Below are 23447 nucleotides of genomic sequence, written 5' to 3' on the forward strand. Positions count from 1 at the left end.
TGTCCTCTATGGCCTTCCATCTTGAGAAAAGAAGCCCCTCCTCGGATAAACGCCCTCGTGTTTTGCGAGCCGATCCAACATGGCCAGGATCGCGACACTATCCTGAGGTCCCGCTGGTCAAATTTCATACGTGCAATCCATCAGGCTGTCACCAGTGTGAATCCTTCATCCGCCCTACCGAGTGCTCCGCCAATCATCTCCTTAGCCGTCCGATTCAACGTGGCGAGCTTCAGAGCTGCTTTGTTCGCGCCGTTACAGTGGGGGCCAGCGCAGTAGACCACGAATACCGTGTCCGGTTCGTACTCGCTCATCCATGCTTCGGTGAGGCTGAGCCTGGAAATATGGATCGCGCCCGGAACATGGCCCTTTTGAATACAGGGATTCGGAAGCACTTTTTTAGGCACGGACATGCTGATGCGTCATCCGGGGCTCGTCGCGACTGTCGGTTCAGACCGGAAGCGATCGGCGTCCTGTCCGCGATTCAGTCCCGTGTAGATCTCGATCAGGTCCGTTCTCCCGGCCTTCAGAAAACTGTTCGTGGGCGCGACCAATTTCATCAGCGTTTGGTACCCACGCAAGGTCTCCGGTTCCGCCTCGGCATATCGCTTTTGCCGCAATAGCGCCCGCCCCAATTTCAAATGGGCAATGCCGGTGTTGGTGTGGCCCTCGTGAACGGTGTCGATAAAGACAGTCAACGCTTGTCGGTACATCTGTTCTGCTTTCGCGTAGTTTTTCTCAGCCATGTAGATACTGCCCAGGTTCGATAATCCCACTCCAATGAACTGATGGCCGCCGCCGTAGATAGTGCGCCATATGTTGAGCGCCTCGGAAAATCGTTCTTCCGCCTCTCTATAGCTTTTCTCGAGTAACGCCATCGCCCCCAGTTCGTTGAGTGCGGAGGCAACCGCAGGATGGTCATGCCCGTGCGTTGTTACCTGAATGCTAAGCGCACGCTCCAGCAATGGCTTTGCATCCTGATAATGCCTCTCGTGTACTAGTGTCCGCCCGAGCGAGGTGAGATCTTCCGCTACTTTGGGACTAAAGGGACCGTACCATGACTCGACGATGGCGAGGCATTGCCGGTAGTACGTTTCCGCCTGAGTCAGATTGCCGAGCTCATGCTGTATGGCTCCGAGATTGTTCAGATCTTCAGCAACCTCGGGATGCTTTTCGCCGTACAAGGTTCGGTGCATCGCCAGAACCTGCTGGTTGAGCGAATCGGCGACGGTGTAATGCCCCTGGTAGAAGTTGACATTCGCGAGTTCACGCAGATTTTGAGCCGTATCTGCATTGGGTCTGTCGCTCCGCGGCCGCTGCCGCAGAGCGCTGTCCAGCACGTTCGCCGCTTGCGGATAATCTCCCTTTGCTTCCAGCAGAGTGCCTAACGCGACCATCGCTTTTATGGCGACCGGTTGCGCTATATCGTCAGCCCCGGGTGGGAGGCTGCGACTCACATCCATACCCTGCCGTACAAGCCGCTCGGCATCGTCAAGTTTGGCTTCGTCCGTTCGCAACTGCCCCAGTTCGATTAGATTTTGAGCGTACTTGCGTGGCTGCGACTTCGCCTGGGAGCGGCGTCGTTCCAGGGATGAGGAGAGCAACATCTCGGCCTGTTTCTGGTCACCGAGCTTGCGATAGATCTCGCCGAGTGTCTCCTCCATGTCCGCCTGCATATCCGGGTCTCCGCTCAAGCTGGTTGCTTCCTCGCGGCCGCGGTCGAGCAGCGTCTTTACGCGCAGATCCTCCGCGGGACCTACGGTGGATTCATTGCCGCGAAAGAGATTGGAGGTGAACTGTTGGATACGCTCCGTTCTCGCGGCTTCAGCAAGGGCTGCATCGCGGGCCTGCCGAAGACGAAGCGTGAAATAGAGGGTGAGTCCTGCAATCATCAATCCGGTAGCGGCGGCATACGCCAACCGGACCCGTCGCCGGATCACAAACTTGCGCAGACGATAGATCCAGCTTTCCTCGCGGGCCTCCAGAGGGCGTTGTTCGAGAAATGCGTCCACGTCACGGATCATCGCTTCGACTGACTGATAGCGGCGCTCCGGCTCGACGCGGATCGCGGTTGCGCAAAGTACAGTCAGGTCGGTCCATTCGCCCCGGCCGACCAAACCGGCAAACCGGCTGCGCAGAACCTCCAGAGGAAGACGCCGTACCGTGCCTGCCGCATCAAAGGGCAGCTCTCCGGCCAACAATTCGTAAAGAAGAATGCCAAGCGCGTAGACATCAGTGAAGACGCCTACCGCGGCTCCGCTCTGTTGCTCAGGCGCAGAGTACACGGGCGTCATGGGTCTCATACCGGCCAATGTCATTTCGCGCGGTGTCTCGCTTTCGGCAAGATGTTTCGCGATGCCGAAGTCCAGCAGCTTGACGGTTCCATCGGCTGTCACAAGGATGTTCGATGGTTTGAGATCGCGATGGATGATCGCGCGGCGATGCGCATACAGCACCGCCGCGCAGACCTCGCGAAAGAGGCGCAGGCAGTTCTCAACAGCACCTCTCTGTGATTCCCAGTATTCCGTCAACGAAACGCCATCGACATACTCCATGACAAACCATGGCGTTCCGTCCGGCAGCGCGTTCGCGTCATAGATCTGAGCGATACCGGAATGTTTGAGCTGGGCAAGCGTTCGTTGCTCCAAGGCAAACCGTTGCCGACGCGCAGGCGAGACCCACGCATCGCGCAACAGCTTGATCGCAACCATGCCGCCAATGTCGGTACGCTCGGCCTGATAGACAACCCCCATGCCGCCCTCGCCCAGCAGACGCACGAGCCGGTACGGCCCTATCTGTTCAACGTGCCGCCAATAGGCCTTCTCCGTTCCGCTATCAAGGAACGATTGCGCCAGTGGCGCAATGCCGCCATCGAGCATGCCGTCGCCCCGGTCTTCTTCAAGCATGCTAGCGATGCAGGTTCGCAGGGCTTCGTCATCGCCGCAAAAATCCTTGAGCGCAGCACTCTGCAGGTCGGCGGGAAGCTCCGCGACCTTGTGAAAGATTCGTTGTGCTTTGGCCCAGTCTGCTTGTTCCATCACAGTCCCAAATTGTCGCGTGGAGCTATTACATCATTCCTATGCCAATGCTCGCCGTACTTCGACGGCTAACCAGGCCTTCGCAGCTCGCCAGTCACGGAGCGCCGTTGCCTCGGAGATGCCCAGTAATTCGGTAACTTCTGCCATCTCCAAACCTCCGAAGAAGCGCGCCTCCACAAGTGCAGCCTGTCGAGGCTCGAGACGCGCAAGCCCATCGAGCGCGGCATCGAGCGCGAGGACTTCGCGATCGCTAGACAAAGCCGTTTGCAGACCCAGATGCGTCGCTTCGTCGAAGGTGACCCGCTGGAACTCCGCGCCACGGATCTGCGTTTGCCTGCGCCGCGCGGCGTCCACGAGCACCTGCCGCATCGCGCGACCGGCGATGCGTTTGAAGTGAAGTGGGGATACCGAAGCTACGGTCGGAGTTCGCGATAGCTTAATCCACGCCTCGTTCACGATAGCAGTTGGCGTTAGGCTTCCGCGCAGATCGTTGTGGCGGATGCTTCGGGCAAGCCGCCTCAGTTCTTCATAAGCGAGGGTGAAGACTTCGTCAAGCGGACGCTGGGCATCCGTGCACATGCTGCCGGCTGTAGCGTCCAAGGGCTCCTGCGAGATGTCGTCAAAAAAATCGTCCGAACCCATGATGGTTTTCAAATCCCATTCGCGTAATGGATGGGTGAGGCAGTGCGAAGCCTGAACAGGTGATGATTTTATGCTATCCGCTTTTCTTTCTGGCAGACAATCCGGCTCGCGTGGTTTCGCCAACTCGCCGTCGAGAGTGGCCGTAGCGATTTTGAGTGGATTACTTCTACTTTCCGGCTGCCGCTCCTCCGACGTGGGAAAGTATCGCGGAACACGGTCACATCGCGTGATCGAGTTCCGGTCCGGCTCGGCCTACATCACTGAAGGCGGTTCGACACAATCCGTTGCCTACGAACTTGCGGATGACAAGGTCGTTTTGAAGATGCCCTTCATGGATGTTGCCCTGCAGCGCATGCCCGACGGCTCTCTCTCCGGCATGGGCGAGACCCTCGTGAGAGTCGATAAACCTACACAACAATAGTTAGCGGCTGCGATGTCCTTAGCAGGCCAAACTCAACCCACACCGTACTCAAAGGAGAACATCATGGTCATCACCAAACTTAGCCCACAGCAAATCACTGGAGCTTTGCGCTCTACCGGTTCCACGGATAGAGATGTGCTATTTACCAAGAAGGAAGAGCTGCTCTCGGAGACAAAGCGGTACAAGCTGCTGGGTATAGCGCCGCTGATTATCGGTGGCCTCATGTCCATCACGATCGTCGGCGCCATTGTTGGCATACCGATGATCATCTTCGGCGTACTTGTGAAGAAATCCTACAACTACAACATCAGGGTCTCCGACGAGACATTCGCGGACTACCTGAGCTCGATCGGAGCAGCGTAAGCGACGGCTTTCAACCCACCTTCCCAATCCCATCAAGAGGACACCATGCGACTGATCTCTAGAGTGATTCTGCTGTTTCTCCTTCTGCCGCCGACGGCTCCCGCGATGTCGGCTCAAAGCGTCTGGGACAAATTGAAGCAGGCTGCCAGCCAACTTCCCAAAGAGACAACAAACAAGAGCCGGCCGGCTGCCGCGCAAACGGATAAGGCTCAGCCTGCAAAGAGTCAAAAGCCAGACGCGCCCGCGGCTGATCGAGGCTTTATTTCAACCCCAGAAACTGGCACGCCGGAGTTGACCGCGTCCCTTGCGGCCTCTTCAGGCTTTCTTGAAGTCACAGGCATCAAGGTGGGAATGAGTGTAAAAGACGCCGTCGCCGCACTTAAGGCTCACAACAGCCTTCTCAAGGTGACCCCACAGACATACGTGCATCAACTCATTCCGGATCAGACGCTCATCTCAGGCGTCAAAGCGGAGATTCCTCTCGTGACCGGCCAGATCTTCGAGAGCTATGAGATCGCCTTCTCCGCTCAGCCGAGCGCCGGCTTTGTGACAGCTGTCACCCATAACGTGCACTATCCTCCGGGGCAACAACCCGCCTTTACCTCCGCCATTGAAGGGATGCGTGCGAAGTACGGCAAGGAGAACCTCGTGCCACGCGCCAACGCTGCCGATCCAAGCTTCTTCTGGATCATGGATCTGCATGGCAATCTCATTTCCGGTCCTGACCTGCAACGCATCGTCGAAACCTGCACCAGCCCGTTCCTCTCAGAAGAGTGGGAGCGAGCAGCCGACACAGTAGCCAACGGCTACGACGAGCGCAAGCTCTCGATCGGTACTCTTCGTTGCAGCAACTATGCGACCATCGGCGTCTTCTTCCAGGGATCGCTTATTCCCGGCCAGAAAGACTATCTGCTCGACAATCTGATGGTTGTTGCAAGCAACGGCGCTCTCTACCGTAGTGCAACCGAAGCGACCCATGCACAATATCTGGCGGCACAGAAGCAGGTTGATGCAGACAAGATGAACAAGGCGGAAAAGAAGGGAGTGATTTACTAATGCGTATAAAAAAGCTATTCTCCTGGATTCTTCTTTGCTCGATACCCACTCTGACAGCGGCGGCACAGAAACAGGCGTCGTCAACGAACAAATCGTTAAGCTCATTGCGGGCCAGGGCAGGTGATGGGCCATGGGATCTTTGGAAGACTGAGCCGCTGCATCGGCGTCTACTTGCGTTGCTCGGAAAGGACGAATTCGAAGCGCTGCGACTGAACATGGACCCTGCAGAGCCAATGGCCATCAGTAATGGCATTATGAGCTCCATCGGCCTTCGGGAACACATGGGCACGGAGGAAGAAGGCGCCCTGATCATTGACCTGGACCATGATGTTCTGGAGGTACTGATCCTCCACGATGGCAAAACCGTAAGCGCTTGGGCAGAGCACAATCAATACATCCCTCTTCCAGCGAAGCTACTCGAGCAAATACAGCAGCGGTGGCCGCAGCCGGCACTGAAACAGGCTCTGATGAAACTGCAACAAACATCTGCTAAACCGCCGCGTAGCTCATCCCCGCAGGCTCCGGTGCCAAGCACATCCTCTTCCAGTGCATTGGGTTTGTAAACGATAAGATATCAGGCCAAACATAGAGTCAAGATGAACACTCAGTGCATCTTTAGCTCCTAAAGAAGTTAATAACTAAACTAGACGCAATAACCCTCGGTCACGAGCCGAGGGTTATCGCGTGCGCCTCGATGCGTTCTCAAGCAACAGACCGTGTTCGCCTTTTGAACGCTGAAATGTCCTCGCACCTAGGGTGCCTGCAACTCCTGGTCGAACCAGGCAACGATGCGATTCAGATAGTCCTCTTTATTCGCTCTACCCCATGTCCCTTCCCAGTGATCTTCATTGGCATATTTTGCATAAGCGACCTTCTTCTTGAGTCGTCGCAAATCTACAAAGACCTCATCGGAGAGTAGTGGCGGGCATGTGTTATCGGCTCCACCATGCACCAGCAGCAACGGGGTAGTCACCTTATCGAGATAGAATGTCGGCGAGTTCTCGAGGTATCGGTCACGAAACTGCCATGGGGTACCCCCCATCGCGCCTTGTCCCTGTTCGGCCCATTCCATCGCCCATGCATCACCGTCAGCCGTCATCCCGCCATACATAGAGAACATATTGCCAACGCCAGCCGATGCCATCGCTGCACGAAAGAGGTGCGACTGCGTGATCAGGGCGAGTGTCGAGTACCCTCCATAACTATGGCCCATCACCCCAATCCTTCGGGGGTCTGCGATCCCCAGTTCCACCACACGATTCACAGCGGGGATGACGGTCTTGGCAATATCGGCCATCGGCGTTGCGGGATGCAGCGGTGTATCCGGATAGAGCACGGCGTACCCTCTGGTCGCAAAGAGCTGTTTATTTTCCACTCCCATGCCAGACAGCCCGAACCGCGAGAGGCGGGTCGAACCGAACGAGCCGCCGTAGACATAGACGAGCAGAGGATAGGCCTTGCCCGGTTGATAGTCGCTAGGCAGAAGCAGAGCTCCCTTCAGGGCCTGCCCGTCAGCGCTTTGATACTCGATCAATCGTGACGCGCCGAATCTATACGAATCAAAAGCAGGATTAATCGCTGTAAGGCGCCGCGCATTGTCAAAGTTTTCGAGCGACGTGGTCCAGAGATCGGGGCTATGCTGCGCGTCCTCAGAGAGGAAAACAACTCTTCGCGCCTCCGGATTCACATCCATGTCGAACTTAGCAGCCGAATCCGGACCATACTCCTTGCTCTCTTCGATGAGTTTGCTCAACCTCCCTGATTCGAGCGACAGCTTATAGAAGCCTGACTCTTTCGATCTCGAATTCCGCGTACGCACAATGATGAACTGTGCAGGATCTTCTGACGCGATGACGTTTGATCGGGCAGACGTCACGATATGAATCAGCGTTCGTTCCTCACCCTTGGCAATCTCTTTCGTAGTGCTATCCGAGATCGAGATCCCCCACACGGCGTTACCACCCAAGACATACAGCTTGCGGCTATCTGGAGACCAAGCGGGGCCGGCGAATTCCTGTCCAAAATCCGGATGTTTGCCCGAACTGATCTGTCGAGCGGGACCTCCTGTGGCAGGAGCGATGAAACACTCGCCCACCATCCTCTCGCCAACGGCCATATAGTCGGGCTGTGTGGTCAGATAGGAGAGCCATTCCCCGTTTGGTGACCAGCTGTAGGATGTTCCCATATCCATCGGGACATCCTTGGCAACCGATGAGATCTCTCCCGATCCAAGATGCACGATGGAAATGTCATAGAGGGGCTGTTGCGATCCATTTCCGCGCAATCCTTTGATATCAATTACGGCCAGGTCTCGACCATTTGGGGATAGTCCGAATCCAAGCGTGGTGTGCTCTTTGACAAGGCGTCGGACACTTCCGCTCTTCACATCGATAACCGCAATATCCGCGAGGCTCCGATTGATCCATTGCCCCGCTTTGGCCGTTGGCTCTGGAACCGACGGATCGTAGGCGTAGACCGTCGCCGTCGCCTTGATAGCAGCTTTCGAACTGGGTTCGTTCTTGGCCGCTTCGATAAGATCGTCTGCCTGATCAAGTGTCAGCTTCTCGGGTAGAACCTTCACGATGATGGAGCGGCTATCTGCAGTCCATGTAGGAACATCAAAGTATTCCCTCAGCGATACCTCTGAGACGCGCCGTAAGGTTCCTGTTTCTCTGCTCCAAACCCAGAGCCTCGCAACGCCGTCTCTATCCGATGAAAACGCGAGCATCTTTCCATCAGGCGACCATATCGGGTTCCAGGCATTTCCATTGGAGCCGGTGAATTCTTTGGTCTCCCCGGTCTCCGTATTGGTGATCCTGATCTCCGTACCATCCATCATCCTCGGAGTGCCTGTGGGCAGGAACGTTTTATAGCGAATATTCTTCGCCGTCTCCGTTCTAGATGGCGTAGCCAGGGTATATGCCACAAGCTTGCCGTCCGGTGACATGGTTGGCGCGGCTGAGAACGCGAATTCTTTGGCGGCGAGAAGATCGTCGATTGTCAACGGCTTTTCGGAGAATGCGAAGGCATTGAACGATGATGCAGCGATCAGAAGATAAGCTAACTCTTTGACACGGAAACAGCGCATTTTTGATCCTTTCCACGGTTTACTTCTGTTGAGCAGGCGAGAGGAGAACAGAGCTACCGATGCGCGCGGGCAGAGGCTTTCCTCCGCCGGGAACGGTGGCCAAGGGATCGCTCGATGGCTTTTCACCTGGACTGCTATTGACGACGACCGCGATAGGCTCAACCAGAATGCGCTTCCCTGTCGGTCGCGCGTTCACCCGAACATTCACTGCCGAATTCCATTCCTCGTTCTGCCGGCGTTGCTTGGGCTTGTCACTAGCGTCGACGGTCCCAAGTAAAGGATGGAAGAATGTGTCTCGATAGGTAAATGTCGTAGCACCATTCGGAACACGGAAGCCGTCGACTACGGCGATCCATTTACCTCCCGCAGGGTGATCTATAGTCAGCTCTTCCGTCGATCCCTGAGAGTCTCCACTGCCGCGCAGAACGGCTAGACCATCCGGTTGAACGTGGTAGAGATACAGGTCGAGGTCATCCTCGGATGACTTTTGCTGGTTGACTTGGACGACCAAGCGTTCCGAACCTTCGGGGACTTCGATCGAGAACGTCTTCTGCTCGCCCGAACTAATCTGCCCCTTCTCTTCAACCTGGCTGCCAAGCGATGACGTGTCGACCGCTGCAACAAACGGAGCGAGGAGATTCTTCATTTGCACCTGATATTCCGCTTGATTGGGAGCTATGCCTGCGACTTTCTTTGTCGGGACAACGTCGACTCCGAGCACAGATAGTTCAAGATGAACGGGCACAGGCTTGAGCGGCTTGGAATCGATCTGCTTGGGATCGAATGCGAAGAGATTACCCCAAAGCTCGACCTCCCAGACACCAGCTGCCGGATGAGCGATGGTGCGTTGAAGGACACCGCTCTCTATCTTGCCGACAGACCAATCGAGGCCGGGCTTGTGGTCTGGAGAGAAGAGGTTGATCCTGATCTCCTGTCGCTTGTCCGGTGTTGTTGCAAAGACTTGAAGTGCTTGAGCCCCGGGCGGAACCCGAACGAAGATACTCTTAACTCCGGGCCGTGGCGCATCGATCGTCTCATCTACAGTGAAGTGGTTTCCCTCCTTGAAATCCTGCGCAACAACGATCGTGTTCAATACCTGATAGGCAATTCCCGGATATCCTGGCCGTCGGAGATTTAGGATCGCACTCGCGACACCTTCCTCTTTCGTTTGGATGAAGATCGGAAGGGCTACTGCTTTATGCAGGGGGAGAGTGATTGTCTTTTCGGTAGAAAAAACACCCGTGTTGCCAACCCACTCAAGATCAAAGGTGGCAGGTTCGATCGGCCCGGTCTCCCGCGTGAACAGGATCTCGCGTTTTCCATGATCCCTCGCATGCCAGCCTTCGCGCTCGAAGATACCGGTGCCTCTGTCTGGGACCTGTAGATACTTCGAGGTCAAAGTCTTTACCGATGCCTCACTCTTAATGGTGATCGGCTCCCACTTCGTGTTCAACTCCTTCAGCATCATCCAGGCAGCATTCACCTGAACGAGGCCATTTCCCTGCTGATAGGCGGGATACTGTGGAAGGAAGCGAGCGGTCGACAGCATCGCTGTGCGGATGCGAGCCGCATCGTATTTCACATTCTCCTGTTTAGCCGCACTCACGAGCAGAGCCGCCGCTGCTGTCGCGGTTGGTCCGGCGGTCGACGTGCCACCGCCAATGTAGTATCCCGGAGGCAGGTAGTAGATGCCTTCAAGCTTATGAGCTGGCTTATATCCCGGGTCGGTGCTGATTAGCTCCGAGGGACTAATAATCTCAGGCTTCAAAGAGCCGTCCCCCGACGGACCGAAAGAACCAACGATGTGAAGATTGTCTTCAGAGATTGGATCAACCCCATTGTTGATTCGATAGGCCGCTGCATTCTGATAGGCTCCGACAGCGATAATTCCCTTGCTCGAGACCTCATCCAACACCTCTGTCATACCAAAGGTATTGTTGGCCGGAGAGAAGAGCGGCTTCTTATAGATATCGGTTAGACGGTCAAATATAACTCCGGCTACGAGCCGGCCATCATGCACTGGATTCATCGCAAGATCGACGATGGAAGGCTCAAGACAGATGACGTCGACCTTCGGGTTCTGTGCCGCGGCTATTGTTGATTCGACTCGTCTATAAAGAGATCCATCGCCGGTAAAGTAGCTGGCGAACTGGGCTCCTCCAGCTACGCCATCGTAAGCCCCTCCCATGAAGCCCTTGCCAAGTGAAGCGCCCGCGACCTCCGTGACGTGTTGCCAGATTCCGAGCGTCACGTGCACGTAGTGAGACTCTGGATTCGTTTGGATGGCAAAACCGATGGATTTTCGTCTCCCAGATACGCGCCTTCCATCGCCAAAGATGCCAATGTCGCCACGCTTGCTGTAATCCTTGAGACCCGGCTGATGGGCAAGGTCGTGATCTTGCTTCGTATCGACCCAAACGGTCCCGGAAGCCTCGTCCCAAAGGACAGCAAACAGACCGCTACTTCCAACAGGATTCCCGTCGAAGTTTACGTCGCGGTGGAGATAGCTTGCAGCCCGTAATGCTCGCTCGTCGAAAAAACCGAATCTGTAGCTACCATCCGCTGGAGCGGTATAGTGCGTCCCCTCAACCGAAAACCCGCCATCGGTTGCCTGCACAATCCTGTCCATCTTGACCCACATCGGGTCGTTGTCATCACGGGGATCTGTTGAGGACTGAAGCTCTGAGATCTTGGGGATCTCTCCTCCATCAAGTGAGGTGGCGTGCTGCAGCTCGGGTAGGAGCATATCGGGAGTCGCGTCGAGAATAGCCATGGTTGCCCCCCTGCCATCGAAGTGGGGGCCACCAGCGACGAATGCCGGTATGTCCATATCCTTTTGTGGGAGATAGGGATGGCTGAGTGGCGTGTCCGGCTCCGGCGGGTCTGATGGACGCACATCGGGATCTTCACCGAAGGAGTCAAACAGGACCGGGTCCCAGGAGTTGATGTCGATATCGATATCAAGACTCTCGACATCGGGCCGGACGGCAAATGTCAGAACCTTGTCCACGGGCAATCGCCCACGGAGGTAATCCACCTCGCTCGAGAGGAAGTGGACTTCGCCACCTGCTTCTTTCCATGCCTGCGCGACTGCAGCGCTCTTGCCTTGTTTCGCCGCAACGAGAACCACGGGAAGCTTCTCTCCACGAATCTTCGAAAGAGCCACTAGCTCATGAATATGTTTGTAGGGCACATGCGACGGCGGCTCGGACTGCGCATGAAGGCTGACCGTGATCGTCATCGCAATAAGTGCGATCATTGATTTCGACAAAAGGGTGGAACACCATCTTGATTTGGGCATAGTTTTCCTAAAGCACGGCAAAGCGTGCTGTTGCACTGCGTGGATAGTGTCAGCGTTAGCTGGGATTTAGAAGGTAATGGTCCCTCGGAACGCGATCATGCGCACGGAAGAGTCACCGCCGATCGTAGGACTCCCCAGGAGACCGGTACTCGGCCCAACAGTGTTGTCTATTACGCCAAAGCCATACAGAGTGGCGGGCGATGATGGGATTCCAGCTTGAGGCGAACCGGTGTAGCCAGTCGAGGACGTTGGAGCCCCAAAGTTCGGGTGGTTGAAGAGATTGTAGAACTGCGCCTCAAAGCGAAAGGCTATCTGATCATGGACTGGAAAGCGCTTTGAGACGCTGAGATCCGTCCATTTGAATCCGGGTAATCTTGCCGAGTTGCGACGGAAGGTCCCATTTTGGCAGTTGACGGGAGTATTGCTGGGATAGCAAGAACCGGTCGTTGGGTCTACGACCGACTGAAATGCATTCGGGTTCAACCATTGAATCGTCCCTGGTGTCGTTACATCAGGAAGATTCTGCTTCGCATAGAGGTCCTGCCCTGATACTCGATTGGCGAAGATGTTGTAACGCGCACTACTGTTGAGGATGTTGTAGGGACTCCTGCTATACACCGAAAACGGAAACCCACCGCGGACGAAGATATTGCCTGACAGCTTCCATCCGCCGATCGCGCCGCGGACCAGATGGTTGTTGCTCCGGAAGGGTAGCAAATAAGAGTAGGATGCGTTGACAGAATGCCGTACATCATAGTCACAGCTTGCCCAGTTCTTCTTTAGCTCCCCGTCAAACGGATAGCCGCCGGTATTGGCTTGAAAGATGGTAACTCCACCGTTTGAATTCGAGTCCATGCAGTGACTCCATGTGTAGTTGACGCGAGCGTCGATACCGTGACTCAGACGCTGCTCAAAACTCGTCTGCAAGGCGTGGTAGCTGCTGTTGGCGCCCGTTTTAAAGCTGAAGACCTGCCCGAAACGAGGGTCCGGCGCTTGCTGATACGAGTAACTACCCCAGCACCCGGAGCAGGCGGTCTGATAGCCGTTAGGATTTGCGATGAAAAAGTTCTGGGTGGAGCGAGTGCCAACGTACTTCACCCCCAGGACACGTGTCGCACCAAACTGGCGATCAATGCCGAAGTTCCACTGGAAATGCATGGGCACCTTGAATTGATTTGAAGACTCGAGATCGTAGAAAGTTACAGCCGGAATACAGTCACTGGGAGAGGAGTTCGGCGATGCACAGGAGAGTGCGCCGCGGGCAAATCCTGCCTGAAAGGCTTGGTTCATGGCTGCAGCCGCATCAATAGTGCTGTCAGGTACACCTGGAAAAGCTGCAGTTCCCCGGTTATATGAGATACCGGTTTGGAAGGATGCCATTGAAGGCGCATTTTCGTCGGCGTAGGTAGGCAGGAATCCAGTCGTCGGAGAGGTAAACACACCACCCGAAGCGCGGACGACTGTTTTTGGCTGAATCTCGTAGGCGAGACCAATCCGCGGCTGGTAGACGAACAGTGGAGTTGAGGAGAACAATGTCCCCTGATTTCCCTTAATCGCTTGATTCAGCGGGATAGAGAGATCATGGCTAAGGTTCTCAAACGGCACGGACAAACGCGAGATAACGTTATCGTAGCTGCGCAGATTCGAGTTCCAGGTAACGCGTAGACCATAGCTTGCCGTCAGTTTTGGCGTAATGCGATAGACATCAGAGGCGTAGAAATCGACGTTGACTGCACCGAGATGGTCGTTCACGTAGGTCGGGAAATAAGCATAGGTCAATCCTGAAGCACCGTAGGTGAACTGCGGCAAAGAGAGGGCTGATACGTATGGTGTCGTAAACCCCGCTGATTGCGCCGAGGTGAAACGGGAGCGAAGCAGGTTGACTCCAAACTTCATCTGATGGCGGCCGACGTTCCAGATCAGGTTGTCAGCCAGTTGATAGCTGATCGAGCGGTCACCATACGGAAGATTGCTTATTCCGATCGTCGAGAAAGGAGAGGCGCTGAAGGCGATCGGCATGGCGGCCTTGGCTGCTGCTTCGTCTCCATAACCGTGGACACGATCAATGTAGGAGACCCCAGGATTTAATTGATTGACCAGATTAGGAGAGAAGATGTGGGTCCAGCCAGCAGAACCACTCTTGAGGGGAGTGTCTGCGTGGACGTCGAAGAGCGTGTTGACTGGGTTGGGCGAGCTGCTCGCACCGTGATCCATCTGGTAGCGCACCCAGGCGCTATCACTCTTGCTGAAGGCGTGATCGAGACGCAGAGTCCAAAGAGTCTCGGAGAGAGGATTCGAAAAGGTGCGAATACGCCTCAGCGCGCAGCCATTTCCTTGATTAGCATTCACGCTCGAAGTCGCCGCACCATTGGAGTCGAACGGGCAGCCAGCGACGCGGAGAGGAGTACCGGTCGTCGCATCGGGAAGCAGCGCGAACATCGACCTGTATAGCGGAACCTCTGCTGGCTGCGCCGGAAGTGCTCCGCCAAGGACAGAATCCGTTCCGCCAACGGCAAGTTGATTGAGCACATAGTTCTGGTAGTAGCTACTAGGTACCGTCACTGTCTGAATTCCGGGCAGGACAATACGCATTCCCTCAAAATCCGTAAAGAAAAAGAGCTTGTCCCGAAAGATCGGCCCTCCAACACTGAATCCGAACTCGTTTACGTTCGATCTCGGTTTTTTGGCCGTGGTCGGACTTGCCTTGATGAAATAGTTGGTCGTATTGAGAACCGACCCGTTCCAGATCTCATAAGCATTGCCGTGAAACTGGTTCGTTCCTGACTTTGTGGTGTAGCTCATCTGCGCAGAACCGAGACGGCTTTGGTCAACAGAGAAGGATTGGGTACTGACCGTGACCTCCTGAACGGCGTTAGCTCCGAGCATGAGTCCCGTCGCGCCTGACTGATTCATACTGTTCCACGGATTGGTTGCATTCAGTCCGTCGATCGCGTAATCATTCGCGCTTGTCGGCAAGCCATTCACTTCGAGGTTGCCGCCGTTGTATCCCCCGGAGTTGATCGTGTTCATTACAACACCTGGGGCTACCGTCGCAAGGTAGGTTAGGTCATTGCCGGGGTTCGGCATGTCCTCGATCTGCTGCGAATTGAGGGTGACCGTCGTGTTCGGATTGCTGGTCTCAATGAGGGGAGCTTCACCCGAGACGACAACCCTCTGCTCCTCTCCGCCGACAGGCAACTGGAAGGTCAGCGATATGGCGCGGCCTACATTCAGATTGATGCGTTCGCGGCTGATCGTATCGAAGCCATGTGCGGATACTGTGACGGTGTAGAGGCCGGGATCAAGCAAAGGGACATTGAACAATCCCTGGCTCGATGTGGATGTAGCCCGCTTGACACCGGTCTCGAGATTGACAACCGTGATGTTGGCCTTGGCGATAACTGCGCCGGAGGGATCGGTAACAGTTCCGGTCAATTGGCCGGTCGTAGACGTCTGCGCCAGAAGAGGGAGCGAGAGAAAGAGCAAAGCAAAAAATGCGCAAAGGGATTTCATCATGTCTCCATGTGTGGTCCAACGTAAGGATGGGTGCATTTCCCCTCGACTCGGCTTGGAGCAGAGGGTGATTTAGAACGAACTGCCAACTGTGCCTGACAGCGATGCGACCCTGTCACGCAAAACATCTATCCGATGCTGTGTTTCAGCGACTGCAGTAGCAAGGTCCTGCTTGTCCGGACTATCTGTTGCTATGAGAATTCCTCGTATACCTGACTGCATCTGCTCGGTTGACTCAAAGATTGACACGACGGAGCGTTGCCAGCTATCTTCCGGACCCGGTCTTGCCATTCGCTGAGATGGAAGGTCTGCAGTCGCACCAAGCCGTGCAAGAGATTGCTCGGCAACTTCGATCTGATGATTCAGAACGGTTATGTGGTCCTTTAGCAGGAGCTCAAGCGACTGTTTGCCAGATTGATCGAGCTGATCAATCTGCCCATTGGGGTAACGCTCTTCTAACCTTCGCAGCGCCCAGGCGTGAGACATCGCGAGGTCAACGGATGTCAGGGTCTGCTCAATAAAATGAGAGCGATCTTCGGAATCTGGGATGATCTTTACGATTGCTCCAGCGAAGGCCGGTCTCGCCGTCACGGCAATGACATGCTGTTCGATTTCCCTTACCGGAGCAACCTTTGTAGTTGCTTCATCTAAAGTTTCTAAACGCAGCGAGAGGTTTGGGATCGAGTGAAGAGCAGCAACCAGCTCCTGCTTCCGCTCTGCGGTGTTGACCATCGCTGTAATTACAACGTGGGATCGGTCGGGCTGGATCTGGACGCTAATGGGCTAACCTAAATCCGCTCCGATGGCGTGGAGTGCAATTCGCGCCTCGATCTCAGACTGCTGAAGCTGCAAAGTGCTTGCACGCTGGACAAGAGGTACCAGGACTGGCCGCATTCTTGCTACTTCGTGGAGAGGCTCGAAGAGCGCCTCGTTGACGGCCGACCAACCAAGAACTGCATAATTCAACTCGGCAATCTCATAGACCTGACGCCCCTGGGTTTCGATCGTCCTCCGGATGGGATGATAGTCGTCCGCGCGTACGGTGATCGATTCCTTCACAATGACACCGCCTTCAACCGTGGTTTCAACCGTCAGCTCGTTCTCTCTCGTGCGCTTGACGACGTCTACTGGTCCTCTCTGTGACGCTCTCCAGCGTCGATAGCTTTCTGCTGATAGGGGGTTGTCCCAGTCCACGCCATTGGAGATCAGCTGGCCTTGGAGATGACTATCCTGTTCTGTAAGTGCCACTGGGCGAGCTCGTCTCCGGCCGGAAAGATCGGAGTAGATCGCGCGATGGATCGTTCTGTCACTGGAGCGGATAGACACCTGCTGATACAACACACCTTGCTTATGCTGGGATTGAAGCTGCTTTTCGCGCGTAAGCGCACGGTCTAATACCTCGCTTGCGGACACGGTTGGAAGAGGCCGACTCCAGATCATCAGAAGTAAGCCAATCGCCACGACAACGACAACGAGACTCGCAACCACTGGATTCATGCTGAAGCTCTTGAATAGCCTTAAGGATGGCCCGATTCCCTCCCCTAAAGCTCTCCTTTGTGTGGATTGCTTTGCCACTTTTGCGAGAAACTCATTTCGGAACTGATCATTGCTCGTCGCAAATGTTGCAAGCCGAGCCCGGCGATAAGAAAGAACAAGACGCGCCGCCTGCTCCAAGTCATCCTTCCTCGAGCGGCACTGCCAGCAGCGCGCCAGATGGTAGTCCGCGACAAACCATTGAACGGTATTCAACTCTCCACTGACTTGACGAGTCAGAGTCTCGTCCGAGAGATGCCGAAGAGAGATCACGGGTTTAATTGAGTACTTCATTGATCACCTGCGATGCGAACCAAGGCCCTTTGAATGAGTTCAGAGACGCGTTTGACGCTGACGCCTAGAACGTTGGAGATTTCCCGGTAACGCAGCCCCTCGGAACGGAGAAGAATGGCGTGCTTTTGCTTCTCGGTCAGTTTGTCGATCGCCTGCCGCGCAGTCTCCCACTGCTGCTTCTGAATAGCCAGTTCTTCTGGACCAAGCGAGCCATCCAGCAATTCCTGATCAAGATCTGCAACATCGACACCAGAGAGGGCCGTCCTATACGTGGAGGAACGGAAGCGGTCCATGGCCAGATTGTGTGCTACCCGAAAAAGCCACGCTCGTAGATGGTTGCCATGAGATGGGGCATCGTCCTGTGCCAGCAGACGTAGAAAACTCTCTTGAATAACGTCTTCGGCCTCCTCTCGGACCAGTCCGAGACCGGCTAGATAACCTAGAAGGGAGGGTCTAAGCAGATCGTAGAGTGCTACAAAGTCGCGTTCGAGGCGTGACGGCATCTCAGTTGTTCCGGAAAGCCGTGGAATATAACTGCCGTCATGCGCCGCGCCATCGCGCGGAACAAACACGAATTTATCCGATGGAAATATCACATTCCCCGCAGTGAAACCCTGGATTTTCGGTTCTTACCTCTAAAACGTAACAGGGACGGCTTTTTTACCCCCTGTTTACAGAAGTTTCTTTCACCATCGACGTGTGGACCGTCTGGATCCCGCCGGTTCTATGTGTCAGCGATTAGGATTCGTTCCGCAATGTGACAATTGCAACATTCCTCGGTCTACCGGTACTGCTGCACGCATTTGAGTTGCTACCCTTCATGGGCCGCTCGTGGCAACGGGGCCAACGAGAATCGCGTTCGTAAGACCTGGTCTAGTACATATCGTGGACTAAGCATGTTCCACGATATGGTGCGCCAGACCGCGTTGCGGGCACGATCGACATGCTTTGCCCCAGATTTTGCCCGAGGAGGGTCACATTGCCAACTGAGTGATTCATTCTCCCAAGTTGAAAAATAGAGAACACGATGAATCTTTAGTGCAAGCAATCAGCCTGTTGGCACAGGATCAAGTGCGCTCAGGCGATCGCGCCGGCGTCGGCGGTTAAAACGGCGCCTGTAATCACGCTAGCAGCGGCACTTGCAAGAAATACCACCGCATTCGCAATCTCGCGCGGCTCCGTAGCGCACCAAGGAAGTCAGACTTCGCTGGAAGTCGGAACCTGCGCCATTCTCCGGGTTCGCATCTGTATCGGTAGCCCCTGGCTGCACGAGATTCGCGGTGATACCTCTGGGCCGAGTTCGCGTGAAAGACCTCGCGTGAACGATGTGAGTGCGGCTTTGGACATCGTATAGGTCGTAATCTCTGGGAACGAAACTCGCTCTCCGAGAGCAGGTCCAATCGTGACGATGCGGCCGCCTTCGGCTAGATGCGGAATAACTACCTTCGCGAACAGCACCGGCCCCCGCACGTTGGTGTCCATCACTGCCTGATATTCCTGCACGTCAAGATCCGCGATCATTCCCATGTGACCGATAGCCGCGCTGTTGACGAGAATATCCAGTCCGCCGAGTGCTGAAACGACTTCTCTCACGGAGCGTGTGATGGCCTCCGGAGCAGCGCTGTCAGCCTGGATGGCGGCTGCGCGACGTCCCATCTTCTGGATTGATGTGGCTACTGCTAAAGCCTTCTCGGACGAATGCTGATAAGTAATCGCCACGTCGGCTCCGTTTTCTGCCAAAGCCTGCGCAATTGCGGCACCGATGCCCCGCGACCCTCCTGTTACCAATGCGCGCTTTCCTTCAGATCAATCATTGCCTTGTCCTCTCGCACTGCTGTTTAGTTGACGTAGCCAGCTAGTGCGCTGGGATCGCTATCCGTGCCTCTAATGCTCTGCCAGTGCCAGGTGAAGGAAGTGAACGGAGAGTGCTCCCTCGCCGACTCCAGACGCTACCCGCTTGACGCTGCCGGATCGAACATCCCCTACAGCGAAGACACCTGGAAGGCTCGTTTCCAGCAAGTGCGGCCTGCGCTGCAGCGGCCAATGCGCCCCGTTCAGTTCATCCCAGGTCAGATCTGTGCCTGTCTTTACAAATCCCCTGTCATCCAGAACGACACATCCGCGTAACCACTCGGTGTTTGGAGTCGCTCCAGTCATAAGGTAGACGTGGCGGACGTTCCGGAGTTCTCTACGATCCGTGCGTGTGTCTCTCAACACGACACTCTCCAGATGGCCGTCTCCTTGAAGCTCGACGATCTCGGTATAGGAGTGGAGCGTTATCTTAGGGCTCTGTTCAATCCTCTGGATCAGATAGCGAGACATGGTGTCAGAGAGATCACCGCGTCGTATCAGCATGTGAACATGGCGTGCGGTTTGTGAAAGGAACACCGCGGCCTGCCCAGCCGAGTTGCCTCCTCCCACCACAATGACCTCTTCACCGCCGCAGGACTGCGCTTCAATGCTGGTCGCGCCATAGTAGATCCCAACACCCTCATACGCTTCAAGGTTTGGAAGCGGGAGTTTGCGATACTGCGCGCCCGTTGCGATTACAACGGCTGCGCACCTGATCGACGTATCATCGCTGGTCCTAAGCTCGTAGGGCTGTCCGGCGCAGGAAAGCTGTACGGCCGATCGTGCAATGAGCAGCTCAGCACCAAACTTCTGCGATTGCGTGTAGGCACGGGATGCGAGTTCGAGACCGGAGATGCCGGTTGGGAACCCAAGATAGTTCTCGATCTTGGAGCTTGAGCCCGCCTGGCCGCCAGGAGCCTTGGTCTCTAACACGATCGCGCTGAGGCCTTCCGACGCAGCGTAGACCGCAGCAGAGAGCCCGGCCGGCCCGGCACCAACGATGGCTACATCGCGGATTTCGTCTGGGTTTATGCTGGCGTTCAAGCCTAGACATGCAGCGATCTCGGCGTCGCTCGGATTCCGGAGAACATCCTTGCCATGGAGGATCAGGACTGGGATGTCCTCAAGAGTGAGATCGAAAGCGTCCATCGCGGACTGAACTTCCTTATCGCGCTCCAGATCAAGAAAGGAGTAGGGATAACCATTTCGAGTAAGAAACTCTCGAATGCGCAGTGTTCCTACAGAATTACGCGATCCGACCAGTACTCCATCCGCGTGGCCCTTGGCGAGCAGTTCGACCCGTCGCAGAATGAAGGTTCGCAACAGCAGTTCTCCAAGCTGCGTGTCAGACGCCATCAGTTGCTTCAACTCCGCCCGCGGCACGAAAAGAAACGTACCCGACGCCGTCACGCGGGCGCTGATCACACTTGGTCGCCCTGACAGGAGATCGACATCTCCAAAGAATTGCCTGGAACCATGATCCCCAAGATGTGACGTGGCCGAGTGATTACGAATCTCTACAGCCAGATTCCCCGATTCGACGATAATCAGGCTCGTCATGGGCTCGCCTTGAGAGATGACAATCTCTCCCGCAGACACTTCGCGAGATTCCCCCAGGATTCGGAGCTTTGCGATAGCGTCCTCGTTGAGCATCGGATTCACGGCCGGATCTTCAGAGAGAGACATCTTTCCACCTTTCCAAACACTCGTATCAGACGAGTGATCATGAAACTCCTTGGTTGCACGGATGCGCTTGGGTCAAACATTCACGGAAGCTCGCACCCTTGGTGCAACCTCGGTCCCCAGCAACTCGATCGACCGCTTCATCGCAGCGGTTTCCAAAGATGCTGAACTCATCTGAAACGTGATGCGGCTGACCCCGCCAAGCACATCACTTGCCTCGAGCATCTTTTGGGCGACATATTCTGGATCCCCGATCAGGTAAGCACCCCCCGGACCCGCGGTTGCATCGAACTGTTGCCGTGAAGGTGCAGACCATCCCCTCTCACGTCCGATCGTCGTGACCATGTGTGACCAGCCGGGAAAGAAGGCATCTCTGGCCTCCTGCGAGGTCTCAGCAACGAAACCCATTGCGTGGACGCCAACTTTCAGCTGATCCGGCGTATAGCCGCCTTCCTCTCCCCCCTTGCGATAGAGATCAATCAGAGGTCTAAACCGTTGAAAATCGCCTCCGATGATAGCGACCATCAGCGGCAGTCCGAGTGCACCCGCTCGGAAGAACGACTCCGGCGTACCCCCCACTCCCAGCCAGATCGGAAGCTGTTCCTGCAACGGACGCGGGAATACTCCTTGCCCCGTCAATGCAGGACGGAACTTTCCCTGCCACCTCGGATGACTCGTCTCGCGAAGCTTGACGAGGAGATCCAGCTTCTCGGCAAAGAGAGCATCATAATCACGCGGCTCCAACCCGAAGAGCGGGAACGCCTCACCGAAAGATCCCCTGCCAACAACAATCTCGGCGCGGCCCTTCGATATGAGGTCCAGAGTCGCAAACTCCTGAAACACACGTACAGGATCGGCTGCACTCAACACGGTGACCGCACTGGCCAGTCGTATCGTCCTTGTCCTCGCAGCCGCCGCTGCGAGAATCACTGCCGGGGCAGAGTCTAGAAACTCCGCGCGGTGGTGCTCGCCGACACCAAACACGTCAAGACCTACTCTGTCGGCCAGTGCAATCTCATCGAGAAGATCTGCCATGCGATCCTCTCCTGACGGAGGCTTGCCCGTCTTTGGATCTGGAAGAACTGCAGCAAAACTATCAATACCGATTTCCATGTTTCTCCTCATTAGGGCTGAGCCCTAGAACTTATACCTAGCCTAGATTGCAGCGTAGTCCATGCCCTTCCCCGCCGGATAAGCCCCGGCCGTCGGCATAGATCTCCTGAATTGCCTTGAGCCTGGTATTCGAGTCACGCTCGTTGAATACGCGGGTGGGATACTCACGCATCAGGCGATCGTAGTCGAGCGACTCCCGATGCCTGAGGGGCATGATCTCTCCTTCCTTGCGTTCGGTTCCGACGGTCTTATCCCGTCAAAGCAAGCATCGCCTCCCGCTCTGCTCTCTGTCTTGCAGATAACGGCCCTGTGTTGCCTAATCCGCTTCTCTTGAATCGGAGGGTATGGTGCAAGTGGGATGAGCGCTGCGCAAACAGACGCACGAGATCTGCGAGCCAGCGATCCCTTGTGCCGCCCGTCTACGCAAAATCCAAACGAAAACGCAGCTCGATCGGTTGCAAGGAGTTACTTACCGAAGATTGTGGTCCCTCTGCCATATGCGTGGCGAGACACCCGTAGTCCGCTGGAAAGTCCGTGAGAAGTGGCTCTGGTCCCCGAATCCGGTCACGGACGCGATCTCGGACATCGGCATTGCTGTTTCTTTGAGTAGCTTCTGGGCGTGTTTGATCCGCGCACCGAGAAGCCACTTGTGCGGGGTGACACCAGTGGCGTTTTTGAATGCTCTGCGAAAGTACGAGTCCGAAAGTTCAACCGAAGCGGCGATCTCCTTGGTAGTGATCGGATCGGCCATTCTCTGTCGTACGAATTCTGTAGCGCGGCGCAACTGCCAGGGAGTGAGACCGCCGCCAGCATCTACTCCAGGCATCGTACGACGACTCTCCGCGTTACGGCCAACCTTCCGCAGCAACTGATAGAGATCGAATCGCTTCTCGCTGGACAGGATGCCGAAGATCCCTTCGATATCCTTGAGATGTTCCGCAAACATCCACTCAATCAGATTCTTTCCTTGATCGGTTAACACGAAGCTCTCCTGCTCATTCGCGCGGCGGGTCTGGGCACAGATCAGTTTCTGTTGGCGAAGACGAGAGATGGTTATCTCGACGGAGGTCGCCGCCAACCGTGTCTTTTCGGAAATAGCTAAAGCGGCTAATGGTGCGCTATGCAGAAGAACTTCGAGAACGATGAAGTCGCTCGTTGCAATCCCTCTGGCAGTAATGTTGTAGACAAGACATTCATCGATCGCTTGATGGGCGCGATTCAGCACGATCCAGAGCTTTTCGTTTGAGACAGCTGCCATGGGGGGCTGCTTCTCGCGGCGTACTGGAACTCCGTTGCTCCAATCTGCATTCGGACGCCGCGAAGAACGGACGCCGATGCCGCTTGCCGTGCGGACTGCGGTATTTGTGAGTTTCCGTGAACGCTTTTCCATGTATCAGGAGTATAAGTGGACCTCTTGCTCTCTAACCGTCCTTGATATCGGAAAGAACAAGATAGCACCTGGAATGGACGTGGCGTATTGCGTTGATGTGCTCAAGGCTTGAGCACGTCAATTAACTAAGCGGCGCCACATGCACTGTAAGCTGGGTTTATGAC

The 23447-nt window shown here is 55.5% G+C and carries 18 protein-coding genes and 1 pseudogene; 4 read left to right on the plus strand and 15 right to left on the minus strand.

The features are described 5' to 3' along the window. Positions 1–140: 140 nt before the first annotated feature. Genes PW789_RS20040 through PW789_RS03785 form a run of 3 tightly spaced genes read right to left on the minus strand, consistent with a single transcriptional unit; the run spans position 141 to position 3800 of the window. Entirely contained in the window at positions 141–410 is a 270-nt protein-coding gene (locus tag PW789_RS20040) for a rhodanese-like domain-containing protein (RefSeq protein ID WP_367182468.1), read from the minus strand. A gap of 9 nt (positions 411–419) precedes the next feature. After that, positions 420–3035, minus strand: coding sequence for a serine/threonine-protein kinase (locus tag PW789_RS03780; RefSeq protein ID WP_299371469.1), 2616 nt, complete (start codon positions 3033–3035; stop codon positions 420–422). A 39-nt stretch (positions 3036–3074) separates the two neighbouring features. After that, positions 3075–3800, minus strand: coding sequence for an ECF-type sigma factor (locus PW789_RS03785; protein WP_299371472.1), 726 nt, complete (start codon positions 3798–3800; stop codon positions 3075–3077). A gap of 103 nt (positions 3801–3903) precedes the next feature. Between PW789_RS03785 and PW789_RS03790 the strand changes: the two genes are divergently transcribed. The 4 genes from PW789_RS03790 (at position 3904) to PW789_RS03805 (ending at position 6080) form a co-directional block, all read left to right on the plus strand. Then, positions 3904–4098: a hypothetical protein gene (locus PW789_RS03790; RefSeq protein WP_299371475.1), complete on the plus strand. Its 195-nt coding sequence runs from the start codon at positions 3904–3906 to the stop codon at positions 4096–4098. Positions 4099–4233: 135 nt separating this feature from the next. After that, positions 4234–4461, plus strand: a complete 228-nt coding sequence (locus tag PW789_RS03795) for a DUF5362 family protein (protein WP_299371478.1) — start codon at positions 4234–4236, stop codon at positions 4459–4461. Positions 4462–4506: 45 nt separating this feature from the next. Further along, positions 4507–5517 (plus strand): hypothetical protein, encoded by a 1011-nt coding sequence (locus PW789_RS03800; RefSeq protein ID WP_299371481.1) that lies wholly within the window; start codon positions 4507–4509, stop codon positions 5515–5517. Next, positions 5517–6080, plus strand: a complete 564-nt coding sequence (locus PW789_RS03805; RefSeq protein ID WP_299371484.1) for a hypothetical protein — start codon at positions 5517–5519, stop codon at positions 6078–6080. Before PW789_RS03800 ends, PW789_RS03805 begins: the two co-directional genes overlap by 1 nt. Before the next feature lie 188 nt (positions 6081–6268). On the opposite strand, the gene PW789_RS03810 is transcribed toward PW789_RS03805, so the two are convergent. From PW789_RS03810 to PW789_RS03860, 12 genes and pseudogenes are all read right to left on the minus strand, one after another. Beyond that, positions 6269–8605 carry an alpha/beta fold hydrolase gene (locus PW789_RS03810; protein WP_299371487.1) on the minus strand — a complete coding sequence of 779 codons (2337 nt, stop codon included), beginning with the start codon at positions 8603–8605 and terminating at the stop codon, positions 6269–6271. Positions 8606–8624: 19 nt separating this feature from the next. Beyond that, a complete protein-coding gene (locus tag PW789_RS03815) occupies positions 8625–11942 on the minus strand; it encodes a S8 family serine peptidase (RefSeq protein WP_299371490.1) in 3318 nt (1105 codons plus the stop codon). 30 nt (positions 11943–11972) lie between these two features. Beyond that, positions 11973–15422: a carboxypeptidase-like regulatory domain-containing protein gene (locus PW789_RS03820; protein ID WP_299371493.1), complete on the minus strand. Its 3450-nt coding sequence runs from the start codon at positions 15420–15422 to the stop codon at positions 11973–11975. Between the two features lie 69 nt (positions 15423–15491). Next, on the minus strand, positions 15492–16151 hold the full coding sequence (locus PW789_RS03825) for a hypothetical protein (protein ID WP_299371496.1): 660 nt from the start codon (positions 16149–16151) through the stop codon (positions 15492–15494). 51 nt (positions 16152–16202) lie between these two features. Further along, positions 16203–17246, minus strand: a complete 1044-nt coding sequence (locus tag PW789_RS03830) for a hypothetical protein (RefSeq protein WP_299371498.1) — start codon at positions 17244–17246, stop codon at positions 16203–16205. Then, complete coding sequence (locus PW789_RS03835; protein WP_299371501.1) at positions 17243–17818, minus strand: sigma-70 family RNA polymerase sigma factor; 576 nt, start codon at positions 17816–17818, stop codon at positions 17243–17245. Before PW789_RS03835 ends, PW789_RS03830 begins: the two co-directional genes overlap by 4 nt. 505 nt (positions 17819–18323) lie before the next feature. After that, positions 18324–18416 (minus strand): annotated as a pseudogene (locus PW789_RS20045) (SDR family oxidoreductase); the annotation flags it as partial. A gap of 27 nt (positions 18417–18443) precedes the next feature. Beyond that, the gene (locus tag PW789_RS03840) at positions 18444–19034 is read right to left on the minus strand and encodes an SDR family NAD(P)-dependent oxidoreductase (protein WP_299371504.1); all 591 of its coding nucleotides are present in this window, start codon (positions 19032–19034) and stop codon (positions 18444–18446) included. Positions 19035–19130: 96 nt separating this feature from the next. Further along, a complete protein-coding gene (locus PW789_RS03845) occupies positions 19131–20783 on the minus strand; it encodes an FAD-dependent oxidoreductase (RefSeq protein WP_299371507.1) in 1653 nt (550 codons plus the stop codon). Positions 20784–20855: 72 nt separating this feature from the next. Beyond that, positions 20856–21905, minus strand: coding sequence for an Atu2307/SP_0267 family LLM class monooxygenase (locus tag PW789_RS03850; protein ID WP_367182470.1), 1050 nt, complete (start codon positions 21903–21905; stop codon positions 20856–20858). A 25-nt stretch (positions 21906–21930) separates the two neighbouring features. Next, entirely contained in the window at positions 21931–22107 is a 177-nt protein-coding gene (locus PW789_RS03855) for a hypothetical protein (protein WP_299371512.1), read from the minus strand. Positions 22108–22362: 255 nt separating this feature from the next. Beyond that, complete coding sequence (locus PW789_RS03860; RefSeq protein ID WP_299371515.1) at positions 22363–23151, minus strand: helix-turn-helix domain-containing protein; 789 nt, start codon at positions 23149–23151, stop codon at positions 22363–22365. Positions 23152–23447 lie beyond the last annotated feature (296 nt).

Source organism: Edaphobacter sp. (assembly GCF_028283685.1).
In the GTDB taxonomy this organism is placed as follows: domain Bacteria; phylum Acidobacteriota; class Terriglobia; order Terriglobales; family Acidobacteriaceae; genus Edaphobacter.